The organism is Flavobacterium sp. 120 (assembly GCF_003633605.1).
Lineage (GTDB): Bacteria > Bacteroidota > Bacteroidia > Flavobacteriales > Flavobacteriaceae > Flavobacterium > Flavobacterium algoritolerans.
Map to the genome: position 1 here is coordinate 2,350,155 of NZ_RBKZ01000001.1, position 19,084 is coordinate 2,369,238.

The 19,084-nt window shown below is 33.8% G+C and carries 20 protein-coding genes; 10 read left to right on the forward strand and 10 right to left on the reverse strand.

Annotation, left to right across the window (positions count from 1 at the left end):
* Nucleotides 1-55: 55 nt before the first annotated feature.
* Nucleotides 56-1,264: a cysteine desulfurase family protein gene (locus C8C87_RS10010; RefSeq protein WP_121342504.1), complete on the reverse strand. Its 1,209-nt coding sequence runs from the start codon at nucleotides 1,262-1,264 to the stop codon at nucleotides 56-58.
* Nucleotides 1,265-1,281: 17 nt separating this feature from the next.
* Entirely contained in the window at nucleotides 1,282-2,202 is a 921-nt protein-coding gene (locus C8C87_RS10015) for an EamA family transporter (protein ID WP_121342505.1), read from the reverse strand.
* A gap of 204 nt (nucleotides 2,203-2,406) precedes the next feature.
* On the opposite strand from C8C87_RS10015, the gene C8C87_RS10020 reads away from it, so the two are divergent.
* Nucleotides 2,407-3,351: a hypothetical protein gene (locus tag C8C87_RS10020; protein ID WP_147402368.1), complete on the forward strand. Its 945-nt coding sequence runs from the start codon at nucleotides 2,407-2,409 to the stop codon at nucleotides 3,349-3,351.
* A 152-nt stretch (nucleotides 3,352-3,503) separates the two neighbouring features.
* On the opposite strand, the gene C8C87_RS10025 is transcribed toward C8C87_RS10020, so the two are convergent.
* Nucleotides 3,504-4,055, reverse strand: coding sequence for a Smr/MutS family protein (locus C8C87_RS10025; RefSeq protein ID WP_121342507.1), 552 nt, complete (start codon nucleotides 4,053-4,055; stop codon nucleotides 3,504-3,506).
* Nucleotides 4,048-4,230, reverse strand: coding sequence for a hypothetical protein (locus tag C8C87_RS10030; RefSeq protein WP_099714810.1), 183 nt, complete (start codon nucleotides 4,228-4,230; stop codon nucleotides 4,048-4,050). Before C8C87_RS10030 ends, C8C87_RS10025 begins: the two co-directional genes overlap by 8 nt.
* Nucleotides 4,231-4,331: 101 nt before the next feature.
* On the opposite strand from C8C87_RS10030, the gene C8C87_RS10035 reads away from it, so the two are divergent.
* Nucleotides 4,332-4,610, forward strand: a complete 279-nt coding sequence (locus C8C87_RS10035; RefSeq protein WP_121342508.1) for a DUF2752 domain-containing protein — start codon at nucleotides 4,332-4,334, stop codon at nucleotides 4,608-4,610.
* A 35-nt stretch (nucleotides 4,611-4,645) separates the two neighbouring features.
* On the opposite strand, the gene C8C87_RS10040 is transcribed toward C8C87_RS10035, so the two are convergent.
* Nucleotides 4,646-5,344: a DUF1003 domain-containing protein gene (locus C8C87_RS10040; protein ID WP_121342509.1), complete on the reverse strand. Its 699-nt coding sequence runs from the start codon at nucleotides 5,342-5,344 to the stop codon at nucleotides 4,646-4,648.
* A 392-nt stretch (nucleotides 5,345-5,736) separates the two neighbouring features.
* Between C8C87_RS10040 and cysM the strand changes: the two genes are divergently transcribed.
* The 3 genes from cysM (at nucleotide 5,737) to C8C87_RS10055 (ending at nucleotide 8,473) form a co-directional block, all read left to right on the forward strand.
* On the forward strand, nucleotides 5,737-6,624 hold the full coding sequence (gene cysM, locus C8C87_RS10045) for a cysteine synthase CysM (protein ID WP_099714808.1): 888 nt from the start codon (nucleotides 5,737-5,739) through the stop codon (nucleotides 6,622-6,624).
* Between the two features lie 143 nt (nucleotides 6,625-6,767).
* Nucleotides 6,768-7,460 carry an SGNH/GDSL hydrolase family protein gene (locus tag C8C87_RS10050; protein ID WP_233550028.1) on the forward strand — a complete coding sequence of 231 codons (693 nt, stop codon included), beginning with the start codon at nucleotides 6,768-6,770 and terminating at the stop codon, nucleotides 7,458-7,460.
* Between the two features lie 26 nt (nucleotides 7,461-7,486).
* Nucleotides 7,487-8,473: an aldo/keto reductase gene (locus tag C8C87_RS10055; protein ID WP_121342511.1), complete on the forward strand. Its 987-nt coding sequence runs from the start codon at nucleotides 7,487-7,489 to the stop codon at nucleotides 8,471-8,473.
* Nucleotides 8,474-8,543: 70 nt separating this feature from the next.
* On the opposite strand, the gene C8C87_RS10060 is transcribed toward C8C87_RS10055, so the two are convergent.
* Both C8C87_RS10060 and C8C87_RS10065 read right to left on the reverse strand, forming a co-directional pair.
* Nucleotides 8,544-8,954 carry an OsmC family peroxiredoxin gene (locus tag C8C87_RS10060; protein ID WP_099714805.1) on the reverse strand — a complete coding sequence of 137 codons (411 nt, stop codon included), beginning with the start codon at nucleotides 8,952-8,954 and terminating at the stop codon, nucleotides 8,544-8,546.
* A 109-nt stretch (nucleotides 8,955-9,063) separates the two neighbouring features.
* Nucleotides 9,064-10,107 (reverse strand): sensor histidine kinase KdpD, encoded by a 1,044-nt coding sequence (locus tag C8C87_RS10065; protein ID WP_121342512.1) that lies wholly within the window; start codon nucleotides 10,105-10,107, stop codon nucleotides 9,064-9,066.
* Nucleotides 10,108-10,609: 502 nt separating this feature from the next.
* Here C8C87_RS10065 and rlmD point away from each other — a divergent pair.
* From rlmD to C8C87_RS10080, 3 genes are all read left to right on the forward strand, one after another.
* The gene (gene rlmD, locus C8C87_RS10070; protein WP_099714803.1) at nucleotides 10,610-12,022 is read left to right on the forward strand and encodes a 23S rRNA (uracil(1939)-C(5))-methyltransferase RlmD; all 1,413 of its coding nucleotides are present in this window, start codon (nucleotides 10,610-10,612) and stop codon (nucleotides 12,020-12,022) included.
* A 115-nt stretch (nucleotides 12,023-12,137) separates the two neighbouring features.
* The gene (locus tag C8C87_RS10075; protein WP_099714802.1) at nucleotides 12,138-12,674 is read left to right on the forward strand and encodes a DUF6452 family protein; all 537 of its coding nucleotides are present in this window, start codon (nucleotides 12,138-12,140) and stop codon (nucleotides 12,672-12,674) included.
* Nucleotides 12,646-13,479 carry a DUF6048 family protein gene (locus tag C8C87_RS10080; RefSeq protein WP_121342513.1) on the forward strand — a complete coding sequence of 278 codons (834 nt, stop codon included), beginning with the start codon at nucleotides 12,646-12,648 and terminating at the stop codon, nucleotides 13,477-13,479. Before C8C87_RS10075 ends, C8C87_RS10080 begins: the two co-directional genes overlap by 29 nt.
* Before the next feature lie 82 nt (nucleotides 13,480-13,561).
* On the opposite strand, the gene C8C87_RS10085 is transcribed toward C8C87_RS10080, so the two are convergent.
* Together C8C87_RS10085 and C8C87_RS10090 are read right to left on the reverse strand one after the other, a co-directional pair.
* Nucleotides 13,562-13,798: a hypothetical protein gene (locus C8C87_RS10085; protein WP_099714800.1), complete on the reverse strand. Its 237-nt coding sequence runs from the start codon at nucleotides 13,796-13,798 to the stop codon at nucleotides 13,562-13,564.
* A 58-nt stretch (nucleotides 13,799-13,856) separates the two neighbouring features.
* Nucleotides 13,857-15,032, reverse strand: a complete 1,176-nt coding sequence (locus C8C87_RS10090) for a class I SAM-dependent RNA methyltransferase (RefSeq protein ID WP_121342514.1) — start codon at nucleotides 15,030-15,032, stop codon at nucleotides 13,857-13,859.
* Between the two features lie 69 nt (nucleotides 15,033-15,101).
* Between C8C87_RS10090 and C8C87_RS10095 the strand changes: the two genes are divergently transcribed.
* Together C8C87_RS10095 and C8C87_RS10100 are read left to right on the forward strand one after the other, a co-directional pair.
* On the forward strand, nucleotides 15,102-15,866 hold the full coding sequence (locus C8C87_RS10095; RefSeq protein ID WP_099714798.1) for a bifunctional 2-polyprenyl-6-hydroxyphenol methylase/3-demethylubiquinol 3-O-methyltransferase UbiG: 765 nt from the start codon (nucleotides 15,102-15,104) through the stop codon (nucleotides 15,864-15,866).
* Nucleotides 15,867-16,535, forward strand: coding sequence for a ZIP family metal transporter (locus C8C87_RS10100; protein WP_099714797.1), 669 nt, complete (start codon nucleotides 15,867-15,869; stop codon nucleotides 16,533-16,535).
* A gap of 57 nt (nucleotides 16,536-16,592) precedes the next feature.
* Here the strand turns inward: C8C87_RS10100 and C8C87_RS10105 are convergent, their stop codons facing one another.
* A complete protein-coding gene (locus tag C8C87_RS10105; RefSeq protein WP_121342515.1) occupies nucleotides 16,593-18,983 on the reverse strand; it encodes a TonB-dependent receptor domain-containing protein in 2,391 nt (796 codons plus the stop codon).
* Nucleotides 18,984-19,084 lie beyond the last annotated feature (101 nt).

Consider the following 19,084-nt stretch of genomic DNA (forward strand, 5'->3'; position numbering starts at 1 on the left):
TTCACTAATCTAATTTATCCGTATATAAATTAACATTCATTATGATTATTCTTTTTTAGATACTTTTCAACGCTTCAATAAGTAAATCAATATCCTCTTTTGTATTGAAATGACTGAACGATATACGCAAACTCGGTTTCTTCAAATCTTCTTCAGAAAGCATTTCTGCTAAAACATGCGAAGGCTTTACACTTCCTGACTGACAGGCGCTTCCGCGGGAAACTGCAATTCCTTTCATGTCCAAATGGAATAATATCATCGCTGTTTTTGCTGCTGCAAAAGGCAATAAAACATTCAAAACGGTATAAAAACCATCCGGATTTCCATTGATTTTAAATTCCGGAAATTCAATTTTGAGTTGGTCAATCAAATAACTTTTCAACTCCGCAATATGCTTTTGTTCAGTTTCTAAGTTGGTATAGGAAACGTCCAATGCTTTTGCCATACCAGCGATTTGGTGCAATGCTTCGGTTCCGGCGCGCAATCCTTTTTCCTGTTCGCCACCAAAAAACAAGGGTTGCAACCCTGAATTTTTTCGAATAAAAGCAAAACCAACGCCTTTAGGTCCATGAAATTTATGGGCACTTGCCACAATAAAATCAACAGGAATCGTTTGCAAATCAATCGTTGCTTTTCCAATGGATTGTACCGTATCCGAATGAAATAAAACATTATGTTCTTGACAAATGCGACCTATTCGTTCCAAATCCAGAACATTCCCCGTTTCATTATTCACGTGCATCAGGCTGACCAATGTTTTCTTTTCTTCCGAAAAAGCATTTAAGTTTTGGTTGTCAGGAACCCACTTTTTTATTTCATCGGAAGAAAATTCTTTTTTGATGTGGGTTTCCTGCGAAAGCAACTCTACTAAATGGGTTATATCGATTTCTCCATTTGGTTTCACATTCACATAATCAATTTGAATATCGTACTCTTTTTCTAAAACCAGAGCCGTGTATAAAACCGCATGATGCTCTATTTTACTAGTAATAATTCGTTTTACCTGTAAATCTTTGACCGCAGAACGAAGAATCCAATTGTTAGCTTCGGTACCACAAGATGTAAAGATAATTTCCTGTGCAGTCGCATTTAGATTCTTGGCAATCGATTTTCTAGAAAGTTCCAATATACTTTTGGCGGCACGACCCAAACTATGCGTTGACGATGGATTCCCATAATCTTCCGTCATTACTTTGGTCATTTCCTGGATTACTTCGGTACGAATAGCGGTTGTAGAAGCGTTATCGAGATATACTTTTTTCATTTTTTGAAAATTATAAATTATTTTAAACCCTCTATTTCTGCTGGAATACTTTTCGATTTTCTAGAAAAAATAAGCTTTTCATTAAAAACAACTATCGAAATCATAATCAGGAAATAGGAAAATAACTGAAGTGAACTAACGTTTTCATCATAATAAAATATCGCTAATAAAAACCCAATAATCGGATTAATATAAATCATAATCCCAACTGCAGACGAATTAATTCCTTTTAATGCGTACAAGTTTAAAAACAACGGAATAATCGTAAAAAAGACTACGATTACCAGTAAACATCCATAAAATAAGGGTTCTGTGGGCAAATCTCCGCTATAATTGGGATAAAAAGGAAGCAGAATTATTGCAGTAAAAACTAATTGAATTGTCAAAACAAGGAATTTATCCAATTCACTATTTTTTCGTTGACTCACTAAATACATTGCATACGTGGCTGCCGTAATAAGGCTGTAAAAAATGTCTTCAAAATGATTCAATGACAATAAAATACAACTAAAGGCACTTATCAAAACGGCAACCCATTGCCATTTACTCAGTTTCTCTTTTAATATAAAAAAAGCCAGTATGGTCGTTAAAATTGGGCAAATCATATACGCTAATGAAGCCGCTTTTACACTAACGTGATTCATCACATAAATAAAAACAAACCAGTTTGAGGATAGAAATACGCCGCCGCCAAGTGTCAACGAGATAACACTTTGCTTTTGTTTTGCTGTCATCGATTTGAAATGATTCCAATTTTGCAGCATGATATTGCGTCGAAAAACGACATTAATAATTACCATCAGCGCAACACTAAAAAAAACACGGTAAAATAAAATGTCTAAAGAAGGATAATTATGTAATGGTTTTAACGCTAAACTAAAAAAACCCCAGATAAAAAAGGCAGAGAAAGCAGCTAAATAATATTTGTTAGGTCTCATTATAGTGTAAAATTTGCGCAAAGATAATGATTTCTATTCGCTTTGAATTCATCCAATAGCAGCAATACAATAAAGCACATGCTATTGTATTGCTCTCACTATTTGAAATTTAAAAACCCAATATCCTGTTAAATAATCTATTTTTAAAGGGGAATGCAATTGGAACAAATTAAAAATTCTATTTTTGTTACAAATATTATAAAAATGAAAAGAGTTGTAAGCCTACTGGTTTTTGCGTTACTGTTAAACGGTTGTGATGATGGAGATTTGATTCAAGAAGACATTAGTTTTGAAGATGTTGCCGCACAAAATTGTACTACAAATGATATTATCTACAAACTAAAAGATAGCGAAGCCCTTATTCTTGAAGTTCTGGGATTTACTTTCCCTACTGAAACTATATCGCAGGAATTAGACATTAATACTTCAAATCGTGTGCTATATCGCTTTTACAATGGCGCCGTAACTTCCTCAACCATTTGCGAAACCATTCCGCCGGCAACGCCAATTGTTATGGATCAATGGACTACTTCAGGTGGAAAAATAGTTATAAATACTACCGCTATCAAAACTACAAATACTACTGATAACAGTACTAAAATTACAGGTTACAATCATAATATTACCTTTAAAAACATCACATTTGTAAAAAGTAACGGAACACAAGTTTACGAAACATTCCCTTTTGGGGACTATATAATTAGTGCTACTCCTTTACCTTTTGCATTCAATAAAACGCTTGAACAATGCAGTTCTTCAAAACAATTGTATGATTACAATAGTAGTGAAGCACTTATTTTAGACATTGATCCCGCTTTAATTGTTAATGAAGCGACACCGCTAAACGCTCCAAGAACCGGATTAATCAGTGACACAAAAAACAAACTTACGTATCGATTATTCTCCGGTTTACTTACGGGTGCTTATTTTTGCAACACTACTTTTCCGGCTACTCCTGCAGTAAGTGAAGAATGGATTGCAGTGGCTGGAGTGGCAAACGAAAGCGGAATTGTAGAGGTAACAACTGCTACTTTGGGAGCTGGTTTCAAACATACCGTTGTCCTTAAAAAAGCAAAAATGAAGAAGGGAAGCAGTGATTTTATTTTGGGTGATAATTACATTTATGGTGAATTATTGACTACAAATTAATCCCAAATAAGAAGCAAAAATAGAGGCAAAAATAGAGGCAAAAAACAACTGTTTTTAGTCCCAAAAAAAGGTCCGATTTTAAGCCATTTTCATTAGAAAATTTGCTTGAAAATCGGACCTTTTTTTTGAGCTTTTAAAAACTAAAACAAAACTTACATGGCACTTTGCTTGATAAAAACTTCTGTTGCACCTTGACCATATTTTTGATAATTCCCTTCTTGAAAAGCAATGTTATCATAGCGACCCAATAAAAAATCCAGCTCTGCTTTTAGAACTCCTTCACCCACGCCGTGAATAAAAACAATCTTTGGAATGCGATTTCGGATGGCAAATTCTATGTGTCGTTTTGCCGTATCAGTCTGCAAAGTCAGAATATCATAATTCGACATTCCGCGTTTATTTGGCACCAGTTTTTCGATGTGTAAATCAAACTCCGGAGCGGGAATTTCGTGCTTTGATTTCTTTTCTTTCACAAAACTTCGTGGTTTTGGCATCTCTTTTTCTTTTGAAACCTCACTTACATTAATTCTTCTGATAGAATCAAGTAAGTTGCTGGAATCGTTTATTTTAATCAATTCATTGACAAAAAATGTCATCATGAATCCATCCTCTGTTTCAATCGTAACTTGCTTCTCGTTGACTGACAACACTACTCCATTGATGGCTTCATCGAGTACTGAAACCTTATCTCCTTTGTTAAACATTTTCGTCTTCTTTATCTTGATTTTTACTTGGCGTCTTGGCACTCAATTGCATCATTCCCATCATGAAAACCACAATTGCAATTACCATTATATACACATTTTTTTCGGCACTTACCTGCTCGTATAAAGCAACAGTTATCGCCACAACCATTATTGGAATTATAAACTTTCTCATCTTTTTAAATATCAGTTTTCAAAAGTAATGAATTTAAAATTGCATCAATTATTATCGCAACCGTTTCTTATTTTTTCGTAAAATTGTAAAAAGAAAAACCATTGGATTTAGAAAAATATATGCTCCCTTGTTTAAGCAAAACACTCTTTGGAATAGAGTGTTTGGGCTGTGGTTTTCAGAGGAGTTTTTTGTTGCTTTTGAAAGGAGATTTTGAAGGTGCTTTTAAGATGTATCCAGCCATTTTTACCACCCTGTTATTTCTGGGAATTCTAGGTTTTAATTTTATCGACAAAAACAGGAATTACAAAAAAATCATCATTGGCTCGGCAATCCTAAATGGCATTTTTATGATTGTGGGTTATTATTTTAAGCACTACTAAAAAGTTCTTTTTTTGATTTTTTTAGAACAAAAATATTATTTGATTCGAGTCAAAATATCATTCATCATTTCGATTTGGACTTTTTGAATTTCTATTAATTCTTCTTGTTGGTGCATAATTAAATGATCCAGTTTTTCATGAAGCATTCTAATTTCCAATTCTGACTTTAGATTTATCATATAATCTTTTTTGGCTCTTTCCCTGTCTTTTTCTTCTTGACGATTTTGACTCATCATAATTACTGGAGCTTGAAGTGCGGCAAGACATGACAAAATTAAATTCAACAAAATAAATGGGTACGGATCAAATCCTTTATTCAAGAAAACATAAATATTAATCAGAATCCAAAAAAGAATAAATACTCCAAAAAGGATTATAAATTTCCAGCTTCCACCAAAAGCAGCAACTTTATCCGCGACTTTTTGCCCCACTGTACGAACACCAATTTCATCCTCTACAGTACTCACTAATGATTTATCTTCATTCAAGGAACCGATAACTCTGGTTTCCAGATTTGACAACTCCCCAATTTCGACCAATAAATAATTAGAAATGTATTTCTCCCGATACATATTCAACTCCCCAATTGAGAGGAATTTGTCCTCATCAAAATCAGGGTAATCATTTTGAATAAGCGCCAATATTGGGTTTCGAATGGTTTTGGCAGCAATTTTATCCGCTATTGGAAATTCTTTTTGGGAAATATCGCTTATAAAAGTAGTCTTGGATTTCATGGATTGTTATTTATTGGCTAATTTAAAAAAACACTTTCATCAAAACTAATAATTCAGCTCCTATACATTGAAAATAAAACAGATACGACCCAACTTTTTATCTTAAAAAGCTAAAACAGTAATTCCCACTGCATTTACTATCCATTTATTTAACAAAAGTGTCTAAATAAACAAGATAGCTTTATGTTTAAGAAAGAAATAATTCGAAATAGTTCAATATCTTTGCGATTCGTTTTAAAACCCATGAAAATGTCACTGAACTACAAAAATATTCCTTTCTGCTATTGTTGTTGCTGTTTTTAAAATTCCCCTTTAAAAAACATTGTTCAAAAACGAATACTAATTGTAATCAACTTAAAATCTGATTATTACAATTTAAGACATCAAACAGCATGAAATCACAAAAAATATTAGACCTTATTGGAAACACGCCTTTAGTAGAAACTACTAATTTGATAAAAAATAAAAATGTAAAACTTTTGCTAAAACTCGAAGGAGACAATCCCGGTGGCAGTGTAAAAGATCGGGCAGCCTACAACATGATAGCTTCTGCACTGGAAAGAGGAGAAATCAAAAAAGGAGACAAACTCATTGAAGCAACCAGTGGAAATACGGGAATTGCTTTGGCGATGATAGCCCAATTATTCAATATAGAAATCGAATTGGTGCTTCCGGAAGATTCCACCAAAGAACGCACCCAAACCATGCGTGCTTATGGCGCAACCGTAATTTTGACACCTGCAGATACCGGAATAATAGGCTCCAGAGATTATGCTGATAAAAAAGTAGCCGAAGGCGGTTACATCATGCTCAATCAGTTTGCAAATGACGACAACTGGAAAGCACATTATAAAACCACAGGCCCAGAAATATGGAATGATACAGAAGGAACCGTAACCCATTTTGTTTCTGCTATGGGAACAACAGGGACAATTATAGGCACTTCAACTTACTTAAAAGAAAAGAATCCTGCGATTCAAATTGTAGGTGCCCAACCCAGCGATGGATCTCAAATTCCGGGAATCAGAAAATGGCCTGAAGAATATTTGCCTAAAATTTTTGACGCCAAGAAAGTAGACACAATCATTGAAGTCTCTGAAGACGAAGCACGAGCCATGACTAAACGTTTGGCGCTTGAAGAAGGCATTTTTGCGGGAATGAGCAGTGGCGGTTCAGTTGCAGCTGCAATAAAAATGGCCGAAGAATTAGAATCAGGAGTTATTGTAGCCATTATCTGTGACCGTGGCGATCGCTATTTATCTTCGGATTTGTTTGATTAAATTACTTTTACTTTATAAAAATAACCTTCCTTTTCTGTATCTTTCGGATATAAAAAGGAAGGTTGTTTCGATTTTAAGCAAGAACAATTTCTATTTTAATCAATACACTATTAACTGATTCAAACTTTATAATCTGGTTACAAATGAAAAACACACCATTAATTTACTGCATTCTATTTTTATCAATCATTATGGGAGGAAAAGTACAGGCTCAAGACTGGCCAAATTTAAATAAATACCAAAATGAAAATACAAATCTGAAACCGGTAACACCCGGACAAAAAAGAATTGTATTTATGGGAGATTCCATAACTGAATTTTGGAGTATAACCGACCCCGAATATTTTGCCGGAAAACCATACGTTAATCGCGGTATTAGCGGTCAAACTACGCCTCAGATGCTAATACGTTTCAGAGCTGATGTTATCGCTTTAAAACCCGCCGCTGTGCTTATTTTGGCTGGAATAAATGATATTGCCGGCAATACCGGTCCTGCAACATTGGATATGATTGCAAATAATATTTTTTCGATGGCCGAATTGGCAAAAGCAAACCAGATTAAAGTCATTCTTTGTTCTGTATTGCCCGCTTATGATTTCTCTTGGAAACCCAATCAAAATCCAGCTGAAAAAGTAATGGCTCTCAATAAAATGATAAAAAATTATGCTGACGCCAATGGCATTCTATATCTTGATTACTTTTCGGCTATGGCAGATGAACGAAAAGGTTTGCCTGCTTCGTACTCTAATGATGAAGTACACCCAAATAAAACAGGATATCAAGTAATGGCACCACTTGCGGAAAAAGCAATCACCAAAGTCTTATTGCAAAAATAAATTATTACTTTAAAAAGAAGCAAAAAATGAACTATCGCAGACTAGGTAAAACAGATTTTGAAATTTCAGAAATATCACTTGGCACATGGCAGGTAGGCGGAAAATGGGGTTCTGCTTTCAATGATAAAACCGCAGATGAGTTAATCAATACTGCGATTGACAATGGCGTAAATTTTATTGATACTGCCGATGTTTATGAAAACGGATTGAGTGAAACTGCTGTAGGTCGAGTGGTTCGTTCCCGTTCTGAACGAATTTATGTGGCTACAAAATGCGGTCGTCACATTAATCCGCACGTAAATGAAGGTTATCAGCCAAAAGTGCTACAACAATTTGTGGAAGATAGTCTGAGAAGAACTGGACTTGAAACACTGGATTTAATACAATTACATTGTCCTCCGACTGAAGTATTTTATCGTCCGGAAATATTTGAAATGTTTGACCGTTTGAAAGAGCAAGGGAAAATTTTAAATCTTGGCGTTAGCGTCGAAAAAGTGGAAGAAGGACTAAAAGCGATTGAATTTCCAAATGTAACTTCGGTTCAGATTATATTTAATCTTTTTCGTCAGCGTCCATCCGAACTATTTTTCAAAGAAGCAACAAAACATGATGTTGGTATTATTGCTCGAGTTCCACTTGCGAGTGGGCTTCTGACAGGGAAATTCAATGCTAAAACTACTTTTGACACTCAAGATCATCGTAATTTTAATCGAAATGGCGAAGCTTTCGACAAAGGCGAAACATTCTCCGGCATTAATTACGAACTAGGCTTAAAAGCCGTAGAAGAATTGAAAGCATTATTTCCAGAAGCAACAAACCTTGCGCCTATTGCTTTACAATGGATTTTGGGCTTTGATGAAGTAAGCTGTATAATTCCTGGCGCTTCCAATAAAAGTCATGTATTATCCAATTTATCGGTTTATGATTTACCTAAATTGACCTATGAAAAAATTGCAGCAATGAATGAAATTTATGAGCGTTATATAAAACCCGAAGTGCACCAACTTTGGTAATCCATTTTATCACATAAAAAAAAGGCTCGATTTAAATTAAATCGAGCTTTTTTTCATGTAAATATTATTTTTATGCTAAAGTAGCCGTAGTAGAAATTGCAGCATTCAATAGTTTAGAAATAGGACAATTTTTCTCAGCCTTAGTAACTAACTGTTGAAAAACATCATCTGTTATAGCATTTACTTTTGCATTCACGGTTAAGTGTGACGTTATAATTGTTCCATCTACCAAGTCGATATCGCATTTGGTTTCGATACTTTCAATTTCAAAACCGGCTTCAGTGATGTAAGCCGAAAGTTGCATAGTAAAACAGCCTGAGTGCGCCGCTGCAACTAATTCTTCCGGATTAGTCCCTACTCCTTCTTCAAAACGAGATTTGAACGAATATTGTGTATCTTTTAATGTGGTACTTTGTGTGGTAAGTTTCCCGGCTCCTTCTTTAAGTGAACCATTCCAAACTGCGGTTGCATTTCTTTTCATAATTATAAATTTTTATGTTTTCTCAAATTTAGTTCATTTGTAAAAAAACGCTTTCGGAAATAGGATTTTTTAACGAAAATTTAAAGTTCGTTGTATTTTCTATGATGCGCTAAAAAACAATAGAAAAAGTAGCTCCTTTATTAATTCCGTCGCTTTCTGCTAAAATTTGTCCGTCGTGTCTTTCTATTATTTTTTTACATAAATACAATCCAATTCCTGTTGAAGGCTCATTTGAAGTTCCTAACTTACTCATTTTAGTGAATTTTTTGAATAGTTCGTGGCTTTGCTTTTGATCAAAACCTATACCTTCATCTGCTATTGTAAAAAACAATTTACCACCTTGCATATAAACACGAACTTTGATTTCACTATCCGGAAACGAGAATTTTATAGCATTATCTATTAAGTTCACTAAAACTCGTATCAGCAACACTTTATCAATTTTCAAAAGTGCTTCTTCGACTTCAATTGATAAATCCAGTTTAAGGTTTTTATTACTTAACAACTGATCCAATTGCTTAGATACAACAGAAAAAATAGAAGAAAAATGCACCATATCATTTTCGGATTTTTTTTCTATAACTTGATCTTGCTCTTTCAGCAGCTTGATGAAGTTTTCAATATAATTATACTGTTGTTCTGTCGATTGAAGTATTAATTGGGCTAATTCGGTTATAGATTCTGAAGGTTCTTCCTCTAAAATAAGCAACGCCACCGACTTAGAATTCCCGACAAAGTTTCTTAAATCATGGGAAAGCAAATACACTAAATCTTGTTTTTCAGTAATAAAATTTTCATTTTCAGCGATTGAATCCTGAATATTGCTCATCAATAAACCTGCTTCGTCAGAGAAATTAGTTGGTAATGAAGGAACAATTCTCTTGTTTCTATAAACATGTAAGGCTTTAGAAGCTACTTCAATTGGCTTAATTAACTGCTTTAAAAATAGCAAAGTTGTACCTGTAGCTACTAAGGTCATTATAAGTGCAAAAATTAAAATGGTATCTGCAGAAATGGTTTTACTGCCATAAAGCACAAAAAACAACAACCCGATCAACGGAATATGAATTCCTATAAATGCGACAAACAAAAATTTGAACGCATAACTCTTTTTAAGAAAACCTATGTTAGATAATTTTTTATATAACTGCATGGACAATTTATTTCGTTTTTTTAAACAACAGAAAATTACAAAGAACAAAATAAGTGATTAATTTCTTACTAATACTTAAGATATTCTAAATAAAATATTAAATTAAGTATTTTACTTCAACCAACATACGTTTAAAAAGAGTATTTGGTTCTTAAAGTTGATTATTTAATACTATTCTTATTTTTTTATAGAAATAAAACACAATTGCTTATCTGAAATCTTCGCTGAACAACAACACCCAATTCTCGACCACAATTCCCTGCTCCAGATTACAGCGAAAAACCCGCCGTTGCGAAAGCTTTGGAACACTTGACGGTAAAGAGCGACTCCCGAAACTTCGGGAGAAGCTCCTTTACGGGCTCAGTGTTGCTGCTTGTGGAAGAGCCACGAAGCATCGGGGTTGTAGTGGAAAGCGGGAATGGGCTCCAATAAAAAACACTTGAAATTAAAAATATTTCCTAATTTGAATTTATAAAACCATTCAAACGCTTATTTTTGCGCTATGGCAAAGAAAAATACAGACAAAGTTGTCTTTCATCAAATAAAAGTCCTTGATGCTGGTGCAAAAGGCGTATCGGTAGCAAAGGCTCCCGACGGAAAAGTAGTTTTTATCCCGAATGTGGTTCCGGGTGATGTGGTTGATGTGCAGACTTTCAAGAAGCGCAAGGCTTATTATGAAGGAAAAGCGGTTCATTTTCATGAATATTCAGAGCATCGTGTAGACCCAATTTGCGAGCATTTTGGTGTTTGTGGCGGTTGTAAATGGCAGAATATGAAATACAGCCAACAGTTGTATTACAAGCAAAATGAGGTGAAAAACCATTTGCAACGCATTGGAAAAATAGAACTTCCGGAATTTGAACCGATTCTTGGTTCCGAAAAACAGTTTTTTTACAGAAACAAAATGGAATTTTCGTTTTCGAACAGCCGTTGGTTAACCGAAAAAGAAATTGACAGCACCGAAGATTTAGGAAACAGAAACGCACTTGGTTTTCACATTCCGAAAATGTGGGACAAAATTCTGGACATTAATAAATGTCATTTACAGGAAGACCCATCGAATGCAATTAGAAACGAAGTTCGCGCTTTTGCTAACGAACATGGTTTGACTTTCTTTAATCCAAGAGCGCATGAAGGTTTATTGAGAACTTTGATGTTGCGTACTGCTTCGACTGGTGAAATCATGGTTTTGATTCAGTTTTTTGAAAACGACAAAGCCAACAGAGAATTACTTCTCGACCATCTTTACGAGAAATTCCCGCAAATTACTTCGCTGCAATATGTCATAAATAATAAAGCGAATGATACTTTATACGATACCGATATTAAATTATATAAAGGGAGAGATTACATTCTAGAAGAAATGGAAGGTTTGAAATTTAGCATTAATGCAAAATCTTTTTACCAAACCAATTCCGACCAAGCATACGAATTGTATAAAATAACGCGCGATTTTGCCGGTCTTACCGGAAATGAAATTGTGTATGATTTATATACAGGTACGGGAACTATAGCACAGTTTGTTTCGAAAAAAGCAAAAAAAGTAATTGGTGTAGAAAGTGTTCCTGAAGCTATTAAAGATGCCAAACTGAATGCTGAACGCAATGAAATTACTAATTGTGAGTTCTTTGTAGGGGATATGAAAGTTGTTTTCAACGATAGTTTCATCGCACAACATGGTCATCCTGATGTAATCATCACTGATCCACCAAGAGACGGAATGCACAAAGATGTAATTGAACAAATTATGAAAATTGCTCCTGAAAAAGTAGTTTATGTAAGTTGTAATTCGGCTACACAAGCGCGTGATTTAGCTTTAATGGACGAAAAATACAAAGTGACTCGAGTACGTCCTGTGGATATGTTTCCACAAACGCATCACGTGGAGAATGTTGTACTTTTGGAAAAAAGATAGGGATTTGTTGCCGATTCTTGAATGTTGATTGCAGATTTTAAAAATTGATATTGTCATTGAAATTTTCACTTCAGCTATCCTATTGCATACCGAATTACACAAAAACAAATTGTAAATGAAAAAAATAATTTTATTGGTATTTGCATTAGCACTTTCCTTCTCCAGTTGTGAGAAGGATGACATTTGCGATGCAAATACACCCACAACGCCTCGTTTGGTGATTAGCTTTTATGATTTCTTGAATCCTTCGGTTTTAAAAAATGTAACAAATCTAAAAGTAGTTGGCGAAGGAATGACTGAGGGAATTGTTTTTAATACTGCCACCGGAGATGCTAAATACCTTACGAACGGAAGCACGATTTCGATTCCACTAAAAACAGTTGGAACCAGCACCAGTTATAGTTTTACTCTAAATTCTGGAAATACAAATCCAGCTTTGGTAAACGTAGACAATATAAAATTTGATTATACAACCCAAGAATTATTTGTGTCGAGAGCTTGTGGCTACAAAACCATCTTTACATTAGACCCAATAAATCCATACACACATACCGATGCTGCAGTTGCAGATGAAAAATGGATAGAATACATCTCGGTTGAAAAAAGTAACTTAGAAAACGAAAATGAAACACACATTAAGATCTTTTTTTAGTTTTTGTCTCCTATTATCGTTGACTTTGGTACAAGCTCAGGAAACTACTCCTGTAAAAAGTGATCCAAAAAACACCAAAACGGACCAGATGATTCCTGAAGCGCCATTACCATTGGTCGAAATTAATCCTGAAATCATAAAGAACGATTCGATTCCTGTAAAAAAAGACCGATATGGGATTCGTGTTGGACTGGATTTATTCAAATTGACACGCGCTTTATATGACGAAGATTATAAAGGAATTGAGTTTGTGGGAGATTATCGATTGACAAAAAAATATTTTTTGGCTGCCGAAATTGGAAACGAAAACAAAACCACTGATGATGACCGCCTTAATTTCACTACCAAAGGTTCGTATCTAAAAGCAGGTTTTGATTATAATGTTTATGAAAACTGGCTGGATATGGAAAATATTATTTCCGTAGGCATGCGCTATGGTTTCAGTACTTTTAATCAGCAATTAAACAGTTATAGAATTTACAATGCGAATCCTTATTTTGGCGAAGTTCCTGTAATTCCTTCCGGTGAAAAATTTGATGGTTTAACTGCCAGTTGGATTGAAGTGGTGGCCGCAGTGAAAGCAAAAGTATTCAATAATGTTTTTGTGGGTTTCAGTCTTCGATTGAACCGATTAGTAACCAACAAAGAACCGGAGAATTTCTCCAACTTATATATTCCTGGATTTAACAGAACTTATGATGGTGATTTTGGAGTAGGATTTAACTATACCGTTACATATTTTGTCCCTATTTATAAGAAAAAAGTAAAACCTGTTGCAGTTCCTAAAAAAGCTGAGAAAAAATAATTACGAATTAGGAATAAAAAAATATCGCAAAGAAAACAATCAGTTCTCTTTGCGATATTTTTTTTAATTCGTAATTTATAAGCTACCCTATTTCCTTAATTCCTTTCATGAAAATCCATTTCATGAATAATTTCTCTCCATCTTTAGTTTTTACGGATTGAAATTTTGGTGCTAAAAGAGTTCCTATAACAAATGCCGTTAATGGAATCCAGAAAGAAGTTAAATTAGTATAATGTGCCACTACATATCGCGCGGAAATAAATAATATTGCAAAACATCCCAGTTGGTATAGAAATGCTCGTATTTGTAATTTGGTCATTTTTTTAAGTCTTAAAATTTTAAAGTCAAAGGTCGAAAAGTAAAAAATTGAATATTGCTTATTCAGCACTATCAGTAGTTACCTGAAACTTTGTTCTCTTACTTCCTTCGTACATTTCGTATTTTACCAAACGTGCTTCTAAACCGGCGTTAAAAAGTTTGATTTTTCTCGAAGGTTTTAATCCTACAAATTTCAATGCTTCCAGATTTGCTGTAATCATCCAAGCATTCGTTCCTGGGTAATTTTTCTTCAAAGTATCACCAATGTTTTTGTAGAATTCTTCCATGTGAATATCCAAACGCTCATCATACGGCGGATTGAAAACTATGTGCAATTTTCCTTCTGAAGTTTTTTCAGTATCAAAAAAGTTCTGTTCTTCAATCGAAATATATTCATCCAGATTGGCATTTTTGATATTGTCTTTGGCTTTTTGAACCGCACTTGGTGCTTTATCATAGCCTTTTATCGTGTAATGAAACTCTCTAATACGTTTCAATAAACTGTCTGAAATAGCATCAAACAAATCATTGTCCCAATCGTTCCATTTTTCAAAAGCAAATTCTTTACGGTTGATGTTTGCCGGAATATTACAAGCAATCATAGCTGCTTCAGCTAAGAATGTTCCCGAACCGCACATTGGATCCAAGAAATCCGTTTGACCGTCCCAACCGGAAAGCAATAGAATTCCTGCTGCCAAAACTTCGTTTATAGGAGCAATATTAGTAGCAGTTCTGTACCCACGTTGATTCAATGCATTTCCTGAAGTATCAAGCGCTACTGAAACCTGGTCTTTATCGATATGGATGTTGATTCTTAAATCAGGATGTACTTTATCAATACTTGGTCTTTGTCCAGTTCTTTCTCTGAACTGATCGACAATCGCATCTTTACATTTTTGAGAAACAAATTCCGAGTGATTAAAATATTCCGAATGCACCGTTGTATCAATCACAAAAGTCTGATTGGCATTCAGTAATTTAGACCAATTCACTCCCGAAATGCCTTTGTATAAAGCCTGTTCATTATTGGCCTTGAAAAAATAAATAGGTTTCAGGATTTTCAAAGCCGTACGCAAAGACAAATTTGCTTTGTACATAAACCCTTTATCTCCTTTAAAACTAACCATTCTTACTCCTTGCTCCACGTTTTGTGCGCCAAGGTTTTGTAATTCTTTCGCTAATATTTCTTCAAAACCAAAAAAGGTTTTGGCAACCATTTTATAATTATTTTCCATTGTAAAATCAAGTATTCGTTGCAAAAATACACTAAATTTGCATCAATCGAATTAATTGAAAAAGAATAAATGTCTGCAGCACAAAATCCACCAACTGAAAATCATCTGAAATCATCTGAAAACTGGTATACCTCTTGGTTTGACACTCCGTATTATCACATCCTTTACAAAGACAGAAATTATAGAGAAGCGCAAGTTTTTATGGATAATCTTACCCATTATCTCAATCTTCCAGAAAAGGCAAAAGTATTGGATTTAGCATGTGGCAAGGGCCGTCATTCTATTTATTTGAACCAATTAGGATTTAATGTTCTTGGAGCTGATTTATCTGAAAACAGTATTGCCGAAGCCACTAAAAATACGAATGAAACCCTTCATTTCAAAGTACACGATATGCGTGAACCATTTGAAGAAAAATTCGATGCCATTTTCAATTTATTTACCAGCTTTGGTTATTTCGAAAATGACGAAGACAATCTAACCACGTTAAAAGCCATCAAAGAAAGCCTTTCGGAATATGGTTTTGCAGTGATTGACTTCATGAATGTTGCTCAAGTACTCGAAACACTGGTTCCTGAAGAAACAAAAACGGTTGAAGGCATCGAGTTTCATATCAAACGCTATTTGAAAGACGGTCATATTTACAAAGAAATTGACTTTGAAGATAAAGGTCAAAAATTTCATTTTACAGAAAAAGTAAAAGCCCTTACCCTAAAAGATTTTGAGGAATTAATGGAAGAAGCCGGAATTTATTTATTGGATATTTTTGGCGATTATAAATTAAAAAAATTCCATAAAACAGATAGTGAACGCTTAATCATGATTTTTAAATAAATGAATTACCTTTTACCTTTACTTTCCGTAATCATAGGATATATCGTCGCATTAATTATACGTCCAAAGAACAAAACCAACCTAAAATTGCTATTGGCTTTCAGTGGTTCTTTTTTACTTTCATTAACGGTAATGCATTTATTACCTGAAATTTATGAAAGTGCAAACCCAAACATTGGACTCTTTATCATGCTGGGAATCTTGTTCCAGATTATATTGGAATTTTTCTCAAAAGGAGCTGAACACGGTCACGTTCACGGACATGAAATAATGACACAAATCCCGTGGTTATTATTCATCAGCCTTTGTATACATGCATTTTTAGAAGGATTTCCAGTTAGCCATCATCATGATTTAGCCATAGGAATTGCCATACATCATTTGCCTATTGCCATTATTTTGACTACTTTTTTCATCAATGCAAGTCTGAATAAAAAAGCCATTTTTTTCTTCATGGTCACCTTTGCAATCATGACGCCGCTAGGAACTATTTTATCTGATTATTTGCCAATATTAAACGTGTATTATACTGAAATTACAGCCATTGTAATAGGAATATTATTTCATATTTCGTCTACCATTATTTTCGAAAGCAGCGAAGGACACAAGTTCAATATCGCCAAAGTTTCGATGATTGTGATCGGAATTGCGTTGGCATATTTTATATAATTTTATAAAGCTGGGAAACAGAAATTAAGCGATTTCTGTTTCTCAGCTTTTAATTTTCTAATTACCTCCAGTTCTTTTATTCTCCTCCTTATTTCCAAAATCACGCTGTTGCACATTGATCTTTTTGTTTCCAAAATTATAAACCACAGATAAACGTACAAATCGATTACTTTCTTGCTGCTCAAATACCTGTTTTACACCGTTTATAACTGAAGTAAAATCTTTTAAATAAGATGTATTAAAAATATCATATGTCAAAAATGCAATCTGCATGGTTTTATTAAACAAATCCTGTTTGAAACTAATATCAAAACTCGAAGCATATCCTACTTCATATAAACCGGATTTAAAAGGCGTTGTATACGTAAAATCGATTTGCAATTTTGTCGTTTTACTTAATAAAAAAGTATTATTTGTAGAAAAATCAATTTGTAAACTGTTTGATGGTGTAGCATTGATATCTTTAATAAATTCTGTTTTTGCTCCCAAAAGGTACAATGAATTTTCACTAGACCACCAATCTGTAAAACTTGCCGAATAACTTTCCCCTATTCCATAATTTAAGTTTTTAAAATAATTCTCGCGGGTTACAATCTGCGTATTGGTTTCCGGATTTGAGGTAAACAAAACTCCATAACCGTTTGTAATTGCATTTACAAAAACACTCGTTCTAAAAATCTCTTTATAAGAATGTGCCAACTCAAAATTATCACTAAATGAAGGTCTTAAAAAGGGATTCCCTTCGGAATAACTATTGCTGCTGATGTAAATTCTGAACGGATTCAGTAAGTCAAAACGTGGTCTGTTGATTCTTTTTCCATAATTCAAACTAAAAGTATTGTTTTCGTTTTTCTTGTAAGAAGCATAAAACGTTGGGAATAATTTCAAATAATTATTTTCTGTTTCCTGATTTAAAGTTTCAGAAAATCCATTTGTTTGAGTGTTCTCCAATCTTAATCCCATTTGGAAATTCCATTTTTCATTGAGTTTTTTATCCGCATTTACATAAACTGCCTGATTGTTTTCAGTGTATTTAAATCGGTTGGATTGGTTCGAATCTAATTCCGGAGTTCCTGTAATTGTATTGTAATAAAGTACATCACTCACACTATTTGTAAAACTCATTTTTGCACCATAAGACAAATTCAACGCTTGAAGCGGATGTTCCATATCTGCCTTAAAACTCCAATTGTCAATATCCTGATTCGAAATGTTTCTTCCCGACTGATTTATATCAACAAATGTCATATCTGGCGTGAAATTATTAGCGACAAAGTTTCTATCGAATTTTGAACTGTAATTAAAATAGTCCACATCAAAAGATAACTTCCTTTTTAAGGAATCTAGTTTGGTAATCAAATGTGCATTATACGTTTGATTTCTTGATCCTTTATCAGTGAAGCTATTGTTCAGTGTAACATTATCCAATTCGTTTTGAGTATTGTAATTCTCAATTCTAATATCCGATTTAAAATCAGGGTTATTTTTATCGTTTAAATATTGAAATCCAATAGTAGTTCGTTCTGAAAGATCATAATCTAAAGCCAATTTACCCGAAAGATTTTCAGTTTTTACCTTTGTTGCACTTTTCATATGGGAAAGTCCATCAGGAAAATACATTTTTAAATCATCTGTAGCATTCAAATAACCTGTTTTTGCATTAATGCTAGTAGAAAATCTAAACTTGTTTTTATTGTAAAAAAAGTTATCTCTTAAAGTATAAATGCTATATTTATTTTGATCATAAGAAACTGTAGTCGTGTTTTTCCAGGAATCACGAACTCCTTTTTTCATAATAATATTAATCAATCCACCTGTTCCTTCAGCATCATATTTTGCGGGCGGATTGCTGATAATTTCAATATTTTTAATATCACTAGCCGAAATTGATTTCAAAAAATTATTCAGTTCCTCACCTACTAATTCAATCATTCGTCCATCTATCATAACACGGGAAGTTCCTTTTCCTAATATATTAATTGTATTATTCTGAACGACAACTCCCGGAGCCGAATTAATGGCGCTTAAAGCATCTCCTCCAACTGTTGTAACATTGTTTTCAAGATTATAAACCAAACGATCCGTTTTCTGTTCGATTGTTTTCTTTTTAGATTGAATGATAACCTCTTTTAAATTGGTTGCGCTTTCTTTTAAAATGATTGTTCCTAAATCCATATCATTTTCTATTGTAAACTCTTTTTCATAATCTTTAAATTGTAAAAGGGTGATCCCAATTTTATAAGATCCTTTTTTAAGATTGATTTCAAAACTACCGTCTTGTTTAGAGGTTGAACCGTCTATAATTTTTCCTTCTGAATTCGATATGGAAATATCTGCCCATTCTAATGGAATTGTTTCGCTTGCTATTTTTCCTTTTAATTTAAATGATGCTTGTGCTAAACAAAATAAAGGCAATAATAAAAAGATAAGGAGATTTACTTTTTTCATGATTTCTAATTTTAAAACTTGTTTCGATTAATTTGAAGCAAAGTTGCCTTAGAAATTTTCAGAATTCGACCGACAAAAAAAAGTCGAACCAATTTCTATTC

Excerpts from the sequence above, each read along its gene's own strand:
- C8C87_RS10105 (WP_121342515.1), bottom strand. The coding sequence starts at position 18,983 with ATGAAAAAAGTAAATCTCCTTATCTTTTTATTATTGCCTTTATTTTGT.
- C8C87_RS10050 (WP_233550028.1), top strand. The coding sequence starts at position 6,768 with ATGAAAAACACACCATTAATTTACTGCATTCTATTTTTATCAATCATT.
- rlmD (WP_099714803.1), top strand. The coding sequence starts at position 10,610 with ATGGCAAAGAAAAATACAGACAAAGTTGTCTTTCATCAAATAAAAGTC.
- C8C87_RS10055 (WP_121342511.1), top strand. The coding sequence starts at position 7,487 with ATGAACTATCGCAGACTAGGTAAAACAGATTTTGAAATTTCAGAAATA.
- C8C87_RS10100 (WP_099714797.1), top strand. The coding sequence starts at position 15,867 with ATGAATTACCTTTTACCTTTACTTTCCGTAATCATAGGATATATCGTC.
- C8C87_RS10015 (WP_121342505.1), bottom strand. The coding sequence starts at position 2,202 with ATGAGACCTAACAAATATTATTTAGCTGCTTTCTCTGCCTTTTTTATC.
- C8C87_RS10085 (WP_099714800.1), bottom strand. The coding sequence starts at position 13,798 with ATGACCAAATTACAAATACGAGCATTTCTATACCAACTGGGATGTTTT.
- C8C87_RS10080 (WP_121342513.1), top strand. The coding sequence starts at position 12,646 with ATGAAACACACATTAAGATCTTTTTTTAGTTTTTGTCTCCTATTATCG.
- C8C87_RS10060 (WP_099714805.1), bottom strand. The coding sequence starts at position 8,954 with ATGAAAAGAAATGCAACCGCAGTTTGGAATGGTTCACTTAAAGAAGGA.
- C8C87_RS10025 (WP_121342507.1), bottom strand. The coding sequence starts at position 4,055 with ATGTTTAACAAAGGAGATAAGGTTTCAGTACTCGATGAAGCCATCAAT.
- C8C87_RS10020 (WP_147402368.1), top strand. The coding sequence starts at position 2,407 with ATGAAAAGAGTTGTAAGCCTACTGGTTTTTGCGTTACTGTTAAACGGT.
- C8C87_RS10010 (WP_121342504.1), bottom strand. The coding sequence starts at position 1,264 with ATGAAAAAAGTATATCTCGATAACGCTTCTACAACCGCTATTCGTACC.
- C8C87_RS10040 (WP_121342509.1), bottom strand. The coding sequence starts at position 5,344 with ATGAAATCCAAGACTACTTTTATAAGCGATATTTCCCAAAAAGAATTT.
- C8C87_RS10065 (WP_121342512.1), bottom strand. The coding sequence starts at position 10,107 with ATGCAGTTATATAAAAAATTATCTAACATAGGTTTTCTTAAAAAGAGT.
- C8C87_RS10075 (WP_099714802.1), top strand. The coding sequence starts at position 12,138 with ATGAAAAAAATAATTTTATTGGTATTTGCATTAGCACTTTCCTTCTCC.
- C8C87_RS10090 (WP_121342514.1), bottom strand. The coding sequence starts at position 15,032 with ATGGAAAATAATTATAAAATGGTTGCCAAAACCTTTTTTGGTTTTGAA.
- cysM (WP_099714808.1), top strand. The coding sequence starts at position 5,737 with ATGAAATCACAAAAAATATTAGACCTTATTGGAAACACGCCTTTAGTA.
- C8C87_RS10095 (WP_099714798.1), top strand. The coding sequence starts at position 15,102 with ATGTCTGCAGCACAAAATCCACCAACTGAAAATCATCTGAAATCATCT.
- C8C87_RS10030 (WP_099714810.1), bottom strand. The coding sequence starts at position 4,230 with ATGAGAAAGTTTATAATTCCAATAATGGTTGTGGCGATAACTGTTGCT.